At 61.0% G+C, this 15,373-nt stretch carries 17 protein-coding genes; 1 reads left to right on the plus strand and 16 read right to left on the minus strand.

The window, feature by feature from the left end; translation table 11 throughout:
• Positions 1-5: 5 nt before the first annotated feature.
• Positions 6-1,115, plus strand: a complete 1,110-nt coding sequence (locus AC3FLX_RS19690) for an acyltransferase family protein (protein ID WP_488698988.1) — start codon at positions 6-8, stop codon at positions 1,113-1,115.
• Between the two features lie 6 nt (positions 1,116-1,121).
• Here the strand turns inward: AC3FLX_RS19690 and AC3FLX_RS19695 are convergent, their stop codons facing one another.
• The 16 genes from AC3FLX_RS19695 to AC3FLX_RS19770 form a co-directional block, all read right to left on the minus strand.
• Positions 1,122-2,120, minus strand: a complete 999-nt coding sequence (locus tag AC3FLX_RS19695; RefSeq protein ID WP_488698989.1) for a hypothetical protein — start codon at positions 2,118-2,120, stop codon at positions 1,122-1,124.
• Between the two features lie 58 nt (positions 2,121-2,178).
• A complete protein-coding gene (locus AC3FLX_RS19700; RefSeq protein WP_488698990.1) occupies positions 2,179-5,832 on the minus strand; it encodes a TipJ family phage tail tip protein in 3,654 nt (1,217 codons plus the stop codon).
• Positions 5,823-6,209, minus strand: coding sequence for a hypothetical protein (locus tag AC3FLX_RS19705; RefSeq protein ID WP_488698991.1), 387 nt, complete (start codon positions 6,207-6,209; stop codon positions 5,823-5,825). Before AC3FLX_RS19705 ends, AC3FLX_RS19700 begins: the two co-directional genes overlap by 10 nt.
• Complete coding sequence (locus AC3FLX_RS19710) at positions 6,209-6,685, minus strand: DUF1833 family protein (protein ID WP_488698992.1); 477 nt, start codon at positions 6,683-6,685, stop codon at positions 6,209-6,211. The genes AC3FLX_RS19705 and AC3FLX_RS19710 overlap by 1 nt, the downstream gene beginning before the upstream one ends.
• Complete coding sequence (locus AC3FLX_RS19715; protein WP_488698993.1) at positions 6,685-7,047, minus strand: hypothetical protein; 363 nt, start codon at positions 7,045-7,047, stop codon at positions 6,685-6,687. The genes AC3FLX_RS19710 and AC3FLX_RS19715 overlap by 1 nt, the downstream gene beginning before the upstream one ends.
• The gene (locus AC3FLX_RS19720; protein ID WP_488698994.1) at positions 7,044-9,788 is read right to left on the minus strand and encodes a phage tail tape measure protein; all 2,745 of its coding nucleotides are present in this window, start codon (positions 9,786-9,788) and stop codon (positions 7,044-7,046) included. The genes AC3FLX_RS19715 and AC3FLX_RS19720 overlap by 4 nt, the downstream gene beginning before the upstream one ends.
• Entirely contained in the window at positions 9,778-10,218 is a 441-nt protein-coding gene (locus AC3FLX_RS19725) for an HK97-gp10 family putative phage morphogenesis protein (RefSeq protein ID WP_488698995.1), read from the minus strand. The genes AC3FLX_RS19720 and AC3FLX_RS19725 overlap by 11 nt, the downstream gene beginning before the upstream one ends.
• A complete protein-coding gene (locus AC3FLX_RS19730; protein ID WP_488699177.1) occupies positions 10,218-10,529 on the minus strand; it encodes a phage tail assembly protein T in 312 nt (103 codons plus the stop codon). The genes AC3FLX_RS19725 and AC3FLX_RS19730 overlap by 1 nt, the downstream gene beginning before the upstream one ends.
• Positions 10,508-10,912, minus strand: a complete 405-nt coding sequence (locus AC3FLX_RS19735) for a phage tail assembly chaperone (protein WP_488698996.1) — start codon at positions 10,910-10,912, stop codon at positions 10,508-10,510. Before AC3FLX_RS19735 ends, AC3FLX_RS19730 begins: the two co-directional genes overlap by 22 nt.
• A 1-nt stretch (position 10,913) precedes the next feature.
• Entirely contained in the window at positions 10,914-11,555 is a 642-nt protein-coding gene (locus AC3FLX_RS19740; RefSeq protein WP_488698997.1) for a phage tail tube protein, read from the minus strand.
• 61 nt (positions 11,556-11,616) lie between these two features.
• Complete coding sequence (locus AC3FLX_RS19745; protein ID WP_488698998.1) at positions 11,617-11,970, minus strand: DUF3168 domain-containing protein; 354 nt, start codon at positions 11,968-11,970, stop codon at positions 11,617-11,619.
• The gene (locus AC3FLX_RS19750) at positions 11,963-12,286 is read right to left on the minus strand and encodes a phage head closure protein (RefSeq protein WP_488698999.1); all 324 of its coding nucleotides are present in this window, start codon (positions 12,284-12,286) and stop codon (positions 11,963-11,965) included. The genes AC3FLX_RS19745 and AC3FLX_RS19750 overlap by 8 nt, the downstream gene beginning before the upstream one ends.
• A complete protein-coding gene (locus AC3FLX_RS19755; protein ID WP_488699000.1) occupies positions 12,286-12,849 on the minus strand; it encodes a head-tail connector protein in 564 nt (187 codons plus the stop codon). Before AC3FLX_RS19755 ends, AC3FLX_RS19750 begins: the two co-directional genes overlap by 1 nt.
• A 69-nt stretch (positions 12,850-12,918) precedes the next feature.
• Positions 12,919-13,344 (minus strand): hypothetical protein, encoded by a 426-nt coding sequence (locus tag AC3FLX_RS19760; RefSeq protein ID WP_488699001.1) that lies wholly within the window; start codon positions 13,342-13,344, stop codon positions 12,919-12,921.
• A 54-nt stretch (positions 13,345-13,398) separates the two neighbouring features.
• Positions 13,399-14,694 carry a phage major capsid protein gene (locus AC3FLX_RS19765; protein ID WP_488699002.1) on the minus strand — a complete coding sequence of 432 codons (1,296 nt, stop codon included), beginning with the start codon at positions 14,692-14,694 and terminating at the stop codon, positions 13,399-13,401.
• Positions 14,695-14,707: 13 nt separating this feature from the next.
• The gene (locus tag AC3FLX_RS19770) at positions 14,708-15,370 is read right to left on the minus strand and encodes an HK97 family phage prohead protease (RefSeq protein ID WP_488699003.1); all 663 of its coding nucleotides are present in this window, start codon (positions 15,368-15,370) and stop codon (positions 14,708-14,710) included.
• Positions 15,371-15,373: the final 3 nt, after the last annotated feature.

Below are 15,373 nucleotides of genomic sequence, written 5' to 3' on the forward strand. Positions count from 1 at the left end.
ACGAAATGGTCAATATAAAGCGCCTGATCACCGAGAAATTCGGACTGGATGAGCCTCGTATAGGCGGGCTGGATGGGCTACGTGCAGTCGCCATCCTGATGGTGTTCAACGTCCACTTCTTCGGGTTCTACGCCGGCACGAACTTCTCTGCGCCAGGTGGATTTTTCGACCAGCTCATTGCTGTGCTACGCGGCGGCCATATCGGCGTCGATCTCTTCTTCGTGAGCAGCGGCTACCTGATATATCGGTCGATTCAGAAAACTCGCCCCGATTTATCTTTTCTAAAGAAACGGTTCTACCGCTTGATGCCGGCCCACGTTTTCACATTCATCGCCTACATTTTTCTCGGGCCGTGGGACCCAATCATCCCGAATGTTCTATGGACCAACCTCTTGCTTGTCGCCCCTTTCATCAAGGGGATGCAAGTATTTGGGGTGACATGGTCCTTGGCTTGGGAGTGGATTTTCTATCTCTTCATCTTCGTGACCATGCGGTACGGTTCACGAAAGCCGATGCCGACGTTCATGTCCCTGCTCGTCATGACGCTAGTTTCATCGTGGGTAGTTGCCCGCTTCCTTCCGAGCCTGCAGCTTTATGAGATTGGTCGATTCTCCTGCTTCCTCATTGGCATCCCGCTTTTCTGGTACTTGGGGCGACGCTCCAACTCGAAGAGCATTGGCCTAGCCAACTTGGCAACCGGCCTTTCAATCCTCGGGATTTTGTCACTGCAGGTCCTGTGGAGCCGCCACGTAACGGAGATCATTGCCCTACCGTTACAGGGCGGCTTCTACCTTGCCGCCGGATTGCTATTCACAGTACTGATTTGCCAGACTTTCGTCACCGGTAGTCTGGCCAGCAAATTTTGCTCGCTACTTGCTCTCCGGTTCCTCGGGAAGATCAGCTATTCGTTCTACCTGATGCACATCCTTTTGAACTGGGTACTGCTGACGCGCCTTCCGAAGATCACGTCGATTTCAGGATTGCTCGGGTATTACGTAGTGACGCTCGCGGCGTCGATTGTTGCGTCCGCCTTGATGTACTACTACCTTGAACGTCCATATTTCAGAAGGAAGACCGCAGACGTTGCGCTGAGCACAGCGACGCCGCGTAGATAAATAACCCTATCGCCTTGCCGACAACGTAATCGACCACGTGTCCGAGTTGGCAGCCCCAAAGTACGTGGAAGCCCCCGCGGAAGACTTCACCAGGATGGTGGCGTAGTGATAGCCTTCGGCGAGACCTTGCTTGGGGAATGAGGCAGACAGCAACTGGCCATTGCTGGATAGCCCATTAACGAACCCGGTGGAAAATGAACCGAGTTCAGGCGTAATACTGTCGAAACCGATCGCGCCATAAGAACTCGCGCTATTGGTGTTATTCGAGGCCATACCACTGTAACTCGTGTTGAGAATTTCAGACGCCCACGCGAGAAACTCCACCCGACCGCCGGCACCTGAACTCAACTCCTGATACGAAGTATTACTAGCCCCGATATTCGCACTGATGCTGTTCTGCGCAACGATTCCTAGGTCGTTGAACAAGCTCCGCACAAAGCGCTGCGCGGCCGTATCAACGAACTGAGTGCTGGCGTTCGTCCGCACCATGCCAACCAGTGTCCGGGTCGCATCGCCGGATTTGACTTCCACGCCATTTGTGCCAGTCACGTGCCCTGTGGCGGAAGCCTCCAGCGTCATCACACCCGAGTTCATGTAGGCGTAGACGTAATAGAGCGTGCTGGCCGATAGCCCGCTGAGGGTGTAGGTCACACCACCGGACGGGACCTGCTGCACCACGCCGTTGATGATCAGGTTATTGCCATTGATCGGCGCGAGCTTGATCTGTGTGGTGCTGACATACGATAGGCGGCATTGCCCGTGCCCCACCGAAAGAGATGGCGTCTGCCAGCCGCTATTTCCGGAATTGCGCTGCCGCATCACAGCCGGAGTTACCGAGGTATCCATCCACAACGAAAGCGGCGCAACTCCACCGGAAAGCGTGCTCGGGTCTGTGGCACCAGATGCCATGCTCGCGAGATTCGCCAGCGCTGCGTTAATGGCTTGTACCAGGGCAAGCCCGGACAACGTTCCGGTGGTCGGGATAATGAGACTGCCTTGAGACATGGTTTCCCCAATAGAAAAGGCCGCCCGAAGGCGGCCTCTTGGTTGGCTCAATGTGTGGTCAGTAACCCTGCGCTGACCAGTTGATGTTTCTGGCCACTGCTGTGGCCCCGTTCATGACTTGCACGTCGAACCCCGACAGCCCGATGCCAGTGATGACGACGCGGTCGCCATCCTGTGCATTCAGGAGCGTCACCAGAACATGCGGTACCGCCTCCCCGTTCGGCCCGGCGTTGAACGGGGCGCCGAAGCCGATATGCAGGCCGCCGGTTCCCACCGAGATGTTCGTGCCTGTGTCCACGCGATCTGGCATGTCCACGGTCACGCTGAACTGGTCCACCTGCGGGTGGATGGTCGGGTCGCTTGACGTCAGCAGCATGCGCGCCGTGAAGTATTGCCCGCTGTAGATGCCGGGCAGGAAGTCTTGCCAGTCACCAAACACGCCATCCGCCTGCGCAATCGCGATCTGAGGCTTGGCCGTGACCACCGCGCCCAGGGCCTCGCCCAGAACGTCCAGGTTGTCGAAGATGTTGGCTTCAGTCAGCACGTTGTCAGTCGATCGCACACCGTGCACGGACGTCTTGACAATCAGCTGGCACGGCACCACCCGGCCAACGTTTACCTGATGACCAACCGGCAGCGTGTAGCTGCCCGACAATGCGAGGCCTCCATACTCAAGGATGTTCACCTCGGGCAGGACGTCAGCCGCCGCCAGGATGTTTCCAACTCCTGCCAGAACCAAGCTTCCCGCATTGACCGCCGCGCCACCGGACAGGGTTCCAGGCCAATCCGGCGCCTCGTCCCGCGTCACCAGCACGTTACGAACCAGCGTCGCACCGGCGATCACGATGGAGACCGGCGCCGAGTAAAGCACCGAGCCGCTTGGCACCACATACCGCGTCGCCACCCAGTAAGTGCCGTCGCCAACCGCCACCACATCCGTGATGGGCGTAGTGGCCACCACCGCCGCGCTTTGCCATGTCGGGCCCAGGCGCACCTCGTACCCTGGCGACCGGACGTCCACCACCGGGCTCCACGTGATATGCGTGAGCTGGTCCCGGTAGACCGTCGTCAGGTTCTCTGGCGCAGGCAACGCGGCAATCAGGCCCTGCACCACATACCGGTCGCTCTTCCCGATCGGGTCGCTCCGCAGCTGCACGAGCGTCTTGGTCCTGATGTCTACGGTGAGCACATCGTTCGTGTATGCCTCCACCTCCAGACTGTTTCCATTGGCGCTATATGTCGTCGGCGCGCCGCCATTGATAGAGACCAGCACATCGGCCGTCGTGGGCATGCCAGTCACCCACGAAACCGTGACGCGGCTGCGTCCTGTGATCCCATCCACCAGACGTTCGGCGAACACAATGGAACGGACATCCGGTGTCAATTGGCTGTACACGCGAGGCGGGACATAGTCATAGCTGCCGCTCGCGGCCGCGTAGTACCCCGCCTCCTCGTCGGTAGCGATGATCTGCACCTCGTCGCCGCCCGCCTGCGGAACCACCGCAGTGATCTTGACCAGCTTCCCCGGTGTCGCCAGCGGATCGAAGAAGAACGCCCAGTCATACGGCAACTTGTCCGGATTCTCCGATGGCACAGGGAATCCGCCCGGGATCGGGGACGTCAGCGTGAGCGTTGACACCTCACCGGTGCCGCCTTGCACGCCAAACACCTGGTACGTGCCGTCCGGGAACCGAATTCCCACATAGCCAGGCGTGGCGCTCAGCGGCACCGCGCGATCGAGCTGCAACGTCGTGTGGTTTCCGCCGACCAGTCGGCCGGCATAGCTCCATGCCGTCATGTCGTGCGACAGCACCACCACATCGCCACGCTGGGCAACGAACCCTTCCAGATCCGACACCCACGTCACCTTGCGCCGGCGATAGTACTGCGCCGCCGCCATCAGATTAGCCTTGCGCCCGGCCATAGCCACACTAGTGCAGCCCGTGAAATCCAGCGACACCGGGTTAGACGGCGCCGAGACGCCCGGCGCTTTCGCGCGAACCTGATCGGTCGTCCAGTTCTTGTCCGGGTTGGTGAAGTTGACGATAATCTCGTCGGCTAAGTTCTGTGTGTTGTACTCGATCTGGAAGCTGTCTCGCTTGATGTTGAACGGACCGAACTGCATCACTGGCTGCTGGTTTGGTGCGTCCCACACAACGCCGAGTTTCCCCGTGAGCCACGTCGCGGATCCATCGCCGCACAACGCGATCTGCTGCATCACGGTGGCAATACTGGTCGCGGCCGCCTGCACGTAGTTGCACGTCAAGCCATTCGCATCGCAATACTGCGCCCACTCTTTGATGCCCTCGATGTCGATACGGCTGTCCGGCAGGCCGGCACCGTAGACGCGGCGTCCGCCGTAGAACTTGCCACGCGCCCACCACAAGAACCACCAGGCCGGATTGCTGGTCGGTTTGGTCACCCACGCCGCGCCCGTCCAGACCGGGCACGACGCCTGCGCCAGCGCGTTGAAAGTATTGATCGTTCCGTTCAACTGCGACGTTGCCTTGATCCGGATCGCCACTCGCGTCTGGCCGGTGTAATCGGTCGGATCATTCTGGTAGCTGCGCATCTGCGACCAGCTAAAGGTATTGGACTCGCGGGCGTTGGAGATGTCCGCCGTGAGCTTCATCACGCGAACCTCATACTGCCCTGCCGGTACATCAAGCCAATAGTTCGCGCGTCGCGGCGTCTGGGACGAGTTCGCGATCGTTAGCGTCCCCATCCCTGTGAAATCCTGCCAGGCTGTCTGCCCAACCTCCCGATACTGCACATCGAAATTGACCGAGCGCGGATCGATGCCACCCTTGTCGTTTGCGTAGTACAGAACGGCCACGAAATCCAGCCAGATGCGCGTGGTGTTCGGCGAAGTGGTGCGTTGGATCCAGCCGGACGACGAACTGACGTCCTGCACCGCAATGCTGTCCACGTTGCCGGCAGCCAGCGATACACGGCCATCAGATCCGCTCACCTCGATGGTGACGTCGGAATAATTGCCAATCGGCGTATCGCCGATGCGAAAGTCCGACAACGCCATGTCCGTCAGGCCAAAATGGAAGACCTGAAAAAGATACTGGTCCTGATCGCGGAATTCCGTGTAGGCCGTGCTGGCCGAGTCAGGCACCATGTGGTTGTAGCCGATGCACAGCGGAAGCGGCTCGTATAGGCGGGCGATGTTCTGGCCGCCGTTCAGAGCGTACGTCGGCGTGTCGCTGTTCGCTTGATAGGCCGAAGCTGGCAGCGAAGCCTTCGGTGGCGGCAGCAAGGAATTAACCAGCAGCGAGCCACCGATCATGACTGCGGCACTCAGCAGTGCACCCGTCGCTGTAATGGTCGTAACGCCCCCGACCGTCGCCACGGCACCCCATGCCGCAGGAGCGAGGTACGGCGCGAAGATCGACGCTACGACCACCGCGATCAGCGCCACAGTTCGCAGCACCTTCGCACCCGCCCCACCACCTTCGAGCGCCGTTCGGATTACCAACCGGTCACCCTGCTTCGGCATCAGCAGTTCCCAGTTGGCCGATGGCACCGGAATTCCATTGCACCACAGGGACACTGCGCCATGCGGCAGATCAGCGCCCTGCCTCTTCAAATACTCGCCAACGGTCTCCCCTTCGAGGAACGCGGCCATATGGACCTTGCGCCCATCCGATGTCAGTGGGTGCGGAAGGTGCACCAGCGACGGCGCGTGATGTTCGATCACTTCCATTTGTAGAACCCGTCAAGAACGAGGCCGGTGCCGGGTAGCTCCCGGATACGGTGGCGCACTACCTGTCTCGCCTCGCGCGAGTTGTGCAGCACCCAGGCCACCCCGTTCAGTTCGTAATAGACGCCCACGTGCGCGAGCCGGCCGCGGGCGATCATCACTACCGCATCACCGTCGGCTGGCATTTCGGTGCGCTCGCCGATCTCATCGCAACATTGGGCAACAAGTGCAGAATCAGCGAATGGTCCAGTGCCCCGCGCGGTCGGGATGGCGACCCGTCTCCCGAATACCTCGGCCAACACCAAGCGCGCCAGATCGCCGCAGTCGAACTGGCCGAGCACGTAGGGCCGAAACATGTATGCGTCGCTCCAGTGGTTCATCAGAACAGCCCCGGCGCGGTGTCCGGGCGGTATTGGATCCCCACCGCCTGCTGGTTAAGTGTGTCGAGATAGCTCAGCGTCGCCGAGACAACCTGAGGTGTCACGCTCACGCCGGTCATGTCCATCGTAATGCTCCACTCGACCAGATTTGGATTGCTGCGCAGTATCTCGGAAAGCGTTGCGGTGGCACCAAGTCCACCCTGGCTTACCTCCAGCCACTGCACCAGATCTCGGCCGACGTTATCGACTTCAAGCCGGGCTTGTGGAAGCTGCCCCTCCTGGTCATCCGGAACGGATGCTCGGAACGCCATGCCCGTATAGACGTTGCCGTTGCTGGTGACGTCTTGCGTATCGCAGACGACTCGGATTGGCGCTCCCAAGCCAGGATGGTCGATCTGCAGCAACAGCAGGCGAGATTCTGGCGCGGACAGGGCGTTTATCGTCTCCCTGTACTGCGGTGAGTATTCGCGTGCCATCAGCCGTAGGTCTCCATCGAAAACTTGATAATCCAGCTCTGCCGCGAATCGGCCGGCGAGTAGTCAACCTTGCCTCCAACAATGCGCGCCAGCTTCGTAACCCCGTCGAGCGGGTCGGTCCAGTTGAAAAAGATCGACCCGCCCAAGAGCGAATCACGCACCCAGACCTCGAAGGCATTCCGGTTCGCCAGGCTGTTGACCATGAACTGGACTTGGCGCGAGATGATCGCTTTCGAATTGCGTGGACGTTGCTTGTCCGGCCCGCTGTCCATCTGCGTGACCAGCACCCCGAAATCAGGGCTCTGCTGGAAGCCGGAAACCAGCGGCGCCTCCATATACGCCGGGAAAGTCGGTGTCGTCATGATCTCGGCAAGTTCTGGATGGCAGACCTAACAGGCCCGCCCTTCTGAAGGTCGTCAAGCACGATCTTGAGGACCATCCCCGTAGCATCAAACTGAGGTGTCGCGCTCTTTACTTGGGACTGCTGCGAGCCTTGATTTACGATCTCGACCCGAACGTTGCCGCCGCCCGTCGCTGCTCCGAGCGAGTGGTTAGGCACGATTGAACCCGATCCAGTCGGCACGAAATATTCGGGTCCACGCTCGCCGACGACATATGGCTGCCCGGCATTGACCTGGCCGCCAGCCGCCCTGAACTCCACCCCGACGGGGCTGCTCATGTCGACGGGCGTTCCAGCCATGTCCGTGCTGCCCTGCGCGCCGCCGAACAGCGCCCCGCTGGCGAAATTGCCAATCATGCCGACGAGTTGCCCAAAGAGTCCGGACAGCGCGGCGCGCGTCTGAATGCGCACCAGGTCAGCAATCACCGACTGAGCAAAGTCGCCAAACCTGAACTTGGCCGTCGTCACGAACGTGGCAATGCCGTCCTCCATGCGCTTGAAGGCATTCGCCGCGCTGCTGCTAGCCTGCGCCATAGCATTACGGGAGGATTCTGCGTAGTTCGCCAGCGCCTCGGTGGCACCGTTGACCCAGTCCGTCTGCTTCTGCCGCAACGAGGCGTAGTAGTCGTCATAGTCCTGCAACGACCGATTCAGCCCCTCGCGGATGTCGTCCTGCGCCTTGGTGTAGGCAGCAGAATTGCGCGCCGCTTCCGGCGTGGCCTTCTCCAGCTGAAGTTGCAGGTTTTCGTACTCCTTGTAGATCGACTTAACCGCCTCGGCTTGCTTCTGCGCCTCACTGCCCCGCCCCATAGCGTCCAGCTGCCGCTGGTACTGCTCCCCCTGCGACTTCTGGATGCTACTGATCTGCGCATTGACGGCGGCCGACCGCTCCTCCACCTTGGAGATGTCCTCCTTCAGTTTCAGTTGCCGCTCGTGCTCGACATTCAGTGCCAGTTGCTGCTTGATCGCATCCTCATTGGTCAGCAGGCTTTTTTGCTCTGCCGTGAGAATCGACTTGCCCTTCAGGTCCGAAATCTTCTGCAGGAACTCCGCTTGCTGCTTCTCAGCACCGGTCAGTTTGTCAGCCGAGTCCAGCGCCGCGCGCGTGGCGGCGTCCTGGTCGCGGAGCTGCTGGATGAACTTCGTCGCTGCGTCGTCCTGGATCGCCTTCGGCTTGGCCGCCTTCGGATCCTTGTACTTGTCATTGATGCCTGCAACCAACTTGGCATAGTCCTCGTCCGAGAACTTGCCGCCGTCGGCAAGGATCGCTTCACGGTCCCTTTGCAGCTTCTCTAGGTCCTTCTGCCGACGCTGAGCGTTCGACATGACCGTGTCGGCCAGTTTGTCGATGCGCTGCTGGGCCGCGATGCCAGCCTCCTGCCGCCTGGAGTTCGCCGCGGTCGCCTCGGCCGCGCGCTGCTCCAAGCGCTGCTGCTCTTGCAGCAGGGCTACTTGCTTGTCGATTTGCGCTACGCGGCCAGCGGCCAGGGGGTTACCCTGAATGCCGCCGCGCTCGCCCATCAGCGTGTCAATGCGATCCTGCAGCGTCGGGCCTGTGGACAGCCCCTTCTTTGACTCTTCCCAGAAGCGGGAGACCCAACCAGTGAGTTCTCGCCAAGCCTGCCCGGCCTTCGAGAGGTTCGCGACCGACGAACTGGCAATCTGCGCGGTGGTCGCTTCGATCACCGCCTTCACCGCGGCGTGCTTGTCGCCAGCCTCTTGCAGCGCAACGATGTGCTGATACGTGGCCGTGTCCATGAAATGCATGGCCTGATTGTGCTCGGCCGCCCACTTTGCCGGATCTTCCGCCAGCTTCGCGTAGTCCTTGCTGACGTTCTCCAGTGATTCACCCGTAATCCTGGACGTGCGCAGGATCACAGTTGCCAGTCCCTCCATTTCGCTGGAGGTGTATCTGCCGGTCTTCGTGAGGTCCATCAGCACGTCGCGCGCATCGCCGAACGACGAATTCGAGGCTACAGCGACCTGACTGGCCAGCGACTGGAACGATGCGGCGGTCTGGGCGGCGTAGTTTCCAGTCAGCGCTAGGGTGTTGTTGAACTCCTTGGCTTCCTTCGTGCCAGCGTAGAACGCGTAGCCCAGCGCGGCTGCCGCGGCAGCCGTGAGCGTCAACGGGTTAATCAGGCTGGCGACGTATGTGCCCACGGCGCGCACAGCCGGCCCTACGCCGCCAAACATGTCCTTCAACTGGCCGCCCTGCTGCGTCAGGATCAGCAGAGGGCTCTGGCCACCGGCCAACTGCGTCACGATGTCGGTGAACTGAGCCGGGACCGAGCGCATGGCCGCTGCTGTCTGGCGCGCGGACACGCCGACTCCGTCCAGGGCCTCCTGCACCTTCTTGCCGCCCCCGGCGCTGCGATCGACCTCCTTCAGCTTGTTCAGGTAGTCGGAAACGGCTTCCGTGACACCCAATTGCGCGGCTTTCTGCTCCAGCAGTTGGGTCCGCGACTTGCCGGCCGCATCAGAGATTCTGGCTACCTGTTGCACGAATGCGTTGATCGCGCGCGCACTGGCATCCGACCCGTTCTTTGCCGCCTCGGCAACTGCATCCTGCGCTGCCTTTGTGCGTCGCGCTGCATCCTCTTGCTTGGCAATGAAGGCGTCGGCACTGCGCTTCGCCTTATCCAGTTCAGCCGTGTACCCGCTGGCGTCCGCTGTGACGCGTACGATGGTGTCATTGGCCACGGATCAGTTCCTTAGCTTTGGTCTGGATTACTTCGTCCACGGCCGCGGCTGCGGCCTGCTTCTTTGCTTCGAACGCCGGACGAAGAAACGGTCGCGCGGCCATCTTCGACGTCCCATATTCGAGGAACCGCCCGTAGAACGCTTCCTTCGACCATGTCACCAAGTACGATGCGATCCGGCCTGGCACCGACACCTCGTCGTCGTAGGCGATGATGATCTTGCTGCGCAAGAATCCGGGAGGATGAGCGCCCTGCTTTCCCTCGTATATCCCGTTATCGACCGGCGCGCGTAGTTGCACCTCGGCGTGGAACACGCGGGCACCGGCCACCGCCGCCTGACGCAGGGCGGATTCGCTGGCCACCATCTCGGCAGCCAGCAGTGCGCCCTTCAACGCCTCTCCGTTGATGACTTCCACCGTATTTCGCGCCATTACGACCTCATCGGGAACATGACGCGCTCGATCAGCGCGGCCTGTGCTTCCGCATCCTCCAACAGAACTGGCTCCGTCGAGCCTGAGGCGCGGTGATGCTCATTCCACGGAATGAAGTCCAGCTCACCGAAAGGATCGGCATGTTTCTTCCGATCGCGATTGATGTTCGCCAGCATGGAGGTGATCGCGCCAGCGCGAAGGTCGTCGTAGTAGCCGCCGCGCTGGTCGATCTGGTACGAGGCCATGTATTCGACGAACTCCGCGCTGGTTATGCGCTCCTGCAGTTCCCTTACTGGGACGCCGAAGTCGATGCTGAGTCGGAGCCAGAATCGCCGCTCTGGGCGGCGTCGGAGTTTTTTGCCACATCCTCCACCGCCCCGGGGGCAAGACCGTTCAGCCGGAACGCCACTGCGAGCACGCGGTCCATTGCCGTCTGGCTCTTGGCGCGGAGTGCCTCGATGTCTGCATCGTCGAACAGCGGCTGACCGTCCTCGCCGACCACCGTGGCGACGATCACACTGGCGGACAATTGGCTGTAGGGGATCGAGCCTTCGCCGCGGCGCGCATAAAAATCGTCGCGAGCCTTGCCCGACATTGCGGCTACGCGAACGGCGCCGCCCCACTCAGGAACATCGACGTCTTCTGTCTTGAGGTCGGCGGCCGCCAGGATTGCTGCTTTCGAAAGAACCGTCATGTTATGCATCCACCACGTCGCCGGTGATTCGGAGGGTGACCCCCGAGGTCTTCAGGAGCTGATCGACACCACCTTCCAGCGGGCTGTTTTTGCAGTAGGCGCTGAAGGTCTTGGTCTTAGTGTTCGGCAGCGTCAGGCGGTACGACTTCTGCGTACCCGCGCGCTTCGAAGCGTCGACGGCTTGCTGGCCGGCGTCGTTCATGTCGCGGTTCACGTCGAAGCTGAAGGTGCCCCAGTCCTGCAGGCCAAGAGCAAACTCCTTGGCAGTCGAGTCGAGGTCGGTCTTGTCGAGCTCGCTGGCTTGGCCGTCGAAGCCCTTGAACGACACCAGGTTCTTGACCTGCGTCCAGCTGAGCGGCGTCGCCGTGCCTGAGCCGGCGGTGATCGTCTTGCCGGTGGTGTCGATGTCAATTGCGATCGTGTTGGTGGTCTTGTTGGTGACCACGCCCGTCTGTCCGTTCAGCAGGGCCGCGTCAGCCCCCGTCAGGGCGGCAAACGTCACGACGTCGCCGTTGCTCAGCCCGTGCGCGGTCGACGTCAAGATCGTCGGAAACCCAACGGCAACTGCAGTGATCGTTTTGGCCGCGCCTGCGGTGCTGGAAACTTCCAGTTTCGAGCCCTGCGCGGAGATTGCGGTAGACATATGCTCACCTCTTCAAATGAAAAATGCCCGCGCAGGGCGGGCACTGGGAAGCCGCAATAAATCACGGCGTGAACCACAGGCTGTAGTCCAGCCGGGATCCGTATAGCTTCGTGTCGGATTCGTACGTACTTACCGGCGCGCCGATGGGCACGCCCCTGATGGCGTCGACAGTCAGCGCGGCAAACGCCGCCCTCATGGTGTTGGTCGCCACCGCCCGGCTGTCTGCCCAGACGGCAACCTGCATGCGGCAGTTCTGCAGATCAGCAGGGCCGTCCGTCGTATTGGTGTCCTGCCCGCCGACCGCCTGGTAGACGATGTAAGGACGAACCGCGCCGAATGGCGCCTCGTCTGGATAAACACGATCGGAGACCAGCGCCCGAAGTGCGCCATAGACGATGCTCTCTGCGCTAGCCATTGCTCGCTCCCACGACGCAGACCAGGTCAGTGAACTCCCGTCCCGCCGCGTCCGGCATCACCGCGCGGATGTCGTAATGCGTCGCACCGAAAACCACCCGCATCCCCGCGTCGATGTCCGTCCGGTAGCGAATACGGATACTGGCCTGCACCGCGGATACGGGCGCGTCGGCCTTGATAGTCTCCAGGCCGCTCTTGTGCGCAATGTTCGCCCACACGGTGTCCACGTCGACCCACGTTGTCACGGGCTGACCGATCTCGTCCTGCCCGGTTGGGCGCTGGATGGTGATGCGGTTGCGGAGTCGTCCGATTTCCATCAGCGTCCCCAAATCTTGATCGTATCAAGCAGCGAACGAGCACCGAGCGGGATCTCCTCCACCTTCAGAGCGCTCACGGTCTGCCGGTTTTCGTACAGATGACCAATGAGCAGCAAGATGGCAGACCGCGCGGCCTTAGGAACCGCCTGATACCCGGTCACGTATCGAATCCGCACCGCATCAGCGATGCATTGCGTGATCGGCCAGGAAACCGAATAGGCCGGCGAGACCCTCCGTGATGCGCCATACAGGCTCAACGAGTAGGCGTTTTCTGGGACGGTTTGCTCAATGCCAGCGGTATCCGTGTACTTGATGCTCGTGATCGATGCCACTGGCGGCATGTCGAGGTCGATGCAACCATTCGAACCGGGAAACTCGTGTAGCGCCATCTCAAGCGTCTGAGACGCCAGCGCACGGCCTGTGTGGTGCTCCGAGAACTCCCGCGCAGTAACAATCATCGCCGCGATGTCTTCGTCCTCGGCGGAAGCGTCCACGCGAAGATGGGACTTCGCCTCCGCCAGCGTTACCGGCTCGGTCTCAACTGGCGCGATTACTCTGTACATGTGTCCGTCCTATGCAAAACGCCCTCCACCGGAGGGCGTTTCACGTAAAAGCCTGAGAGGATCAGGCGATCAGACCGGGGGGTTGGCCGTGGGCTTCAGCATCCCGCTGCTCAGGACAGCAACAGCGGACATCGGGGCGGCGCCGGTGTTGTTGGCGGGGGTGACGGTCAGGCGCGTGTAGCGCTTGGCGCCCTTGTAGCCCAGTTTTCGGCACTTGTTGTCGTCCGAAAAAGTGAAACCGGCCAGGGCCGCGGTACCGATCAGGTCAACGGCCGCCACCGTCGCGGCGTCGCTCATGTTGGCGGCGTTACCCTCCTCCAGCAGCACGGTGAAGGTGGCATCCGCATCGACGAGCGTGCCAGTCTGGATGAGATACGTCACGCCGTCGTAGCCCTGGCGGTCAATGATTTGCCCGACTTGGGCGGTGTTGTCCGACGGGCCGGCGCTTGGGTAGATGACCGGCTTCACGTCGATCTTGTTCATCAGGTCTTTCATGTCGGTTCCTTTCAGGAAAGTGGTGATGGCCGAGGGTTACCCGGCCACGTCAGATCACGACGTTGCGCACTTCAGCAACTTCAGGGCTTCGAAGTTGGCGATGCCGCCACCAACACGGCGACGCGCGATGAACTTCACGTGCGGCACTGCGGTGTACGGGTCGCGCAGGATGCTCACCCCCTTGCGATCGATCACGTAGTAAGCACGATTGAAGTCACCGAAGGCGATCGGGAACGCGTTCGAGCCAAGATCCGGCATGAAGTCGTCAGTGACGACCGGCTGACCGAGCAGTTGGCCCACCGCGCCCTGCAGCAATTGCGAAGGAGCCCACAGGTAGATGCCCTGGCCATCCTTGAACTTGCGGATCGAACCCAACGTGGCGTCGTTCATCACGAACGCGGCGTTGGCACGGTATTGCCGCTTGAGTCCATGCTGCAGGTCGATCAGCGCGTCCGATGGGTTGCTCGCAGCGAAGCCGGCAGCGCCGCCAGAGGCGATGTAGCCCACCGAGCCCCATGCATACGAGGCATTCGCCACGATGTTGTACGACTGGAAGCCGCGCGGGCCGTTGACGCCATCACCCGTGACGAAGTCCGCACCCTCCATCTCGGCGAACTCGATGCCCATTTCGGTGATCAGGTCGCCCTCCACGTCCTGAACCGAGTCTTCCAGCGATTCGGAGGTGATGCGCTGCTCCGAAATGTACGTGCCGGGGCGGAATTCGAGTTCGGCCCAGTTCGGCGAGGTGCCGTTGCTGCCTGCGGTGTTCTCGCCGCCTCGCGTCGCGCCGGAAGTGCCTGCAGTCTTCACCAGCTTCTTGTATGAAGCGTTGCCGATCGGGATCACACGAGCCAAGTCGCGCATTGCGCTGTAGCGGCGCACCACGCGGTCGATATTGGCCTCCATGTCGTAGCCGATCAGGTAGCCACCCTGCGGGTCGGTGCCAACGTTGACGGTCTTCAGCTCGTCGGGGCTCATGAGCTGGTTGCCCTTGCGGATGTACTGGTTCAGGCCTGCCTTATACGCGGCATACCCATCAGCATCCAGCGGCGCGAAACCATTGGCACGGTCGGCATTGAACGACTTTGCAACGCGGTTGAACGAGGCAAGTTCCTTTGCCGAGCGCTCATCGGCTTCGCCGGCCAGCGGGCGATTCGCCTTCAGCGCGATTTGCTTCAGATCGTTGCCAGTCTCGTCCAGACGGGCGTTCAGCTTGTCGAGCTTGACCTCAAAGTCGGCAGTGCTCTTGCCTTCCTCGATGGCTTTCAAACGCGCATCGTTGGTTTGCTTGAATTCTTCCCAGGCCTTGCCTTGTTCGGCGACCAGGCTCTTGATTTCCGACAGATCCATGATTGGATTCCTTTCAGCGTTGAGAAAGCAGGGAGGTGTTGCGCTTGATTGCGCTCACCAGTTCGCCCAACTCGTCGTCAGAATCCCTCTGACCCGACAGGGACTTGAAGCGGCTGATGAATGCCGCTGCCTGCGAATGACTGAGCCTGCCTACGTCCCGTAGGAAGTCCTCCGCCTCCCGCAATGTTTGGATACCGTCGATCACGCTCTTGACCGAGCTGATCTGCGCGGCAGGATTCGCCGGGAAGGTCACGACCGACACCTCCCAGAGATCGACCTTTTTCAACGTGCGGATGCCCGTCACGCGGTCATAGCTGTCTTCCCGCGTGACAAAACCGATCGACAGGCCATTCACCGCCTTGGCCTTCATGAGCGCCCGCGCTTCCTTGGCCCGCTGTACGTCGTCAACAAGCAATTTGCCCTTGACGTGCAGGCCGAGCGGTTGCTCCTCCATCTCCAGATACGGCCCGATCGGCTCGCCACTGCGGTGTTGCCAGAGAACCGGGGGGAGCCTGCCTGCAGCCTTCCAGCCGGCGAGCGATTCAGCGAATGCGCCAGGCGCAACCACTTCTTTGTACGAATCGACGTTGCCGAAAACAGAGCCGAATCCCTCGAAGACGCCATCGTCCTCCACCGCCTTCAACTCGAAGGGGCGTTCCAGAAATTTCAATTCCATGTT

This window comes from Cupriavidus sp. 291-E7 (genome assembly GCF_057798835.1).

Excerpts from the sequence above, each read along its gene's own strand:
- AC3FLX_RS19700 (WP_488698990.1), bottom strand. The coding sequence starts at position 5,832 with ATGGAAGTGATCGAACATCACGCGCCGTCGCTGGTGCACCTTCCGCAC.
- AC3FLX_RS19705 (WP_488698991.1), bottom strand. The coding sequence starts at position 6,209 with ATGAACCACTGGAGCGACGCATACATGTTTCGGCCCTACGTGCTCGGC.
- AC3FLX_RS19740 (WP_488698997.1), bottom strand. The coding sequence starts at position 11,555 with ATGTCTACCGCAATCTCCGCGCAGGGCTCGAAACTGGAAGTTTCCAGC.
- AC3FLX_RS19770 (WP_488699003.1), bottom strand. The coding sequence starts at position 15,370 with ATGGAATTGAAATTTCTGGAACGCCCCTTCGAGTTGAAGGCGGTGGAG.
- AC3FLX_RS19765 (WP_488699002.1), bottom strand. The coding sequence starts at position 14,694 with ATGGATCTGTCGGAAATCAAGAGCCTGGTCGCCGAACAAGGCAAGGCC.
- AC3FLX_RS19690 (WP_488698988.1), top strand. The coding sequence starts at position 6 with ATGGTCAATATAAAGCGCCTGATCACCGAGAAATTCGGACTGGATGAG.
- AC3FLX_RS19735 (WP_488698996.1), bottom strand. The coding sequence starts at position 10,912 with ATGACGGTTCTTTCGAAAGCAGCAATCCTGGCGGCCGCCGACCTCAAG.
- AC3FLX_RS19715 (WP_488698993.1), bottom strand. The coding sequence starts at position 7,047 with ATGACGACACCGACTTTCCCGGCGTATATGGAGGCGCCGCTGGTTTCC.
- AC3FLX_RS19760 (WP_488699001.1), bottom strand. The coding sequence starts at position 13,344 with ATGAAAGACCTGATGAACAAGATCGACGTGAAGCCGGTCATCTACCCA.
- AC3FLX_RS19755 (WP_488699000.1), bottom strand. The coding sequence starts at position 12,849 with ATGTACAGAGTAATCGCGCCAGTTGAGACCGAGCCGGTAACGCTGGCG.
- AC3FLX_RS19750 (WP_488698999.1), bottom strand. The coding sequence starts at position 12,286 with ATGGAAATCGGACGACTCCGCAACCGCATCACCATCCAGCGCCCAACC.
- AC3FLX_RS19710 (WP_488698992.1), bottom strand. The coding sequence starts at position 6,685 with ATGGCACGCGAATACTCACCGCAGTACAGGGAGACGATAAACGCCCTG.
- AC3FLX_RS19695 (WP_488698989.1), bottom strand. The coding sequence starts at position 2,120 with ATGTCTCAAGGCAGTCTCATTATCCCGACCACCGGAACGTTGTCCGGG.
- AC3FLX_RS19725 (WP_488698995.1), bottom strand. The coding sequence starts at position 10,218 with ATGGCGCGAAATACGGTGGAAGTCATCAACGGAGAGGCGTTGAAGGGC.
- AC3FLX_RS19745 (WP_488698998.1), bottom strand. The coding sequence starts at position 11,970 with ATGGCTAGCGCAGAGAGCATCGTCTATGGCGCACTTCGGGCGCTGGTC.